Source organism: Weissella sp. DD23 (assembly GCF_001579105.1).
Classification (GTDB): Bacteria; Bacillota; Bacilli; order Lactobacillales; family Lactobacillaceae; genus Weissella; species Weissella cibaria.
Genome location: NZ_KQ970505.1, coordinates 1 through 308, shown reverse-complemented (window position 1 = coordinate 308; position 308 = coordinate 1). Strand labels below are relative to the sequence as shown.

General features: G+C 46.1%; 1 protein-coding gene. It reads right to left on the bottom strand.

All coding sequences use genetic code 11. The annotated features are described in order from the left end of the window. Window positions 1–308: lysophospholipid acyltransferase family protein (locus WEIDD23_RS13940; protein ID WP_197458914.1), on the bottom strand; the 308-nt coding region annotated here is incomplete at both ends.

Below are 308 nucleotides of genomic sequence, written 5' to 3'. Positions count from 1 at the left end.
TCAGCCATTGTTTCGTCAGTCAGCTTAATGCGCTTGTCAACGTAGATTGGCTCACCGAACGCCATCTTGACGTTACCACGTTTGAACAAACCAGAAAACTTAACGGGTCCTTGATACACCATTGGTACAAGGGGCTTACCAGACAATTTGGCAATCATCATAGCACCACCCTTCATTTCTTGTGAGTGACGGCTACCAGATGGGAACATGATTACACCCAGGTCAGTTTTCTTAAGGTTGTTGACTGGGATCTTGATCGCCGAAGGACCAGGATTTTCACGATCAACGGAAAAAGCATTGGCGTGAAT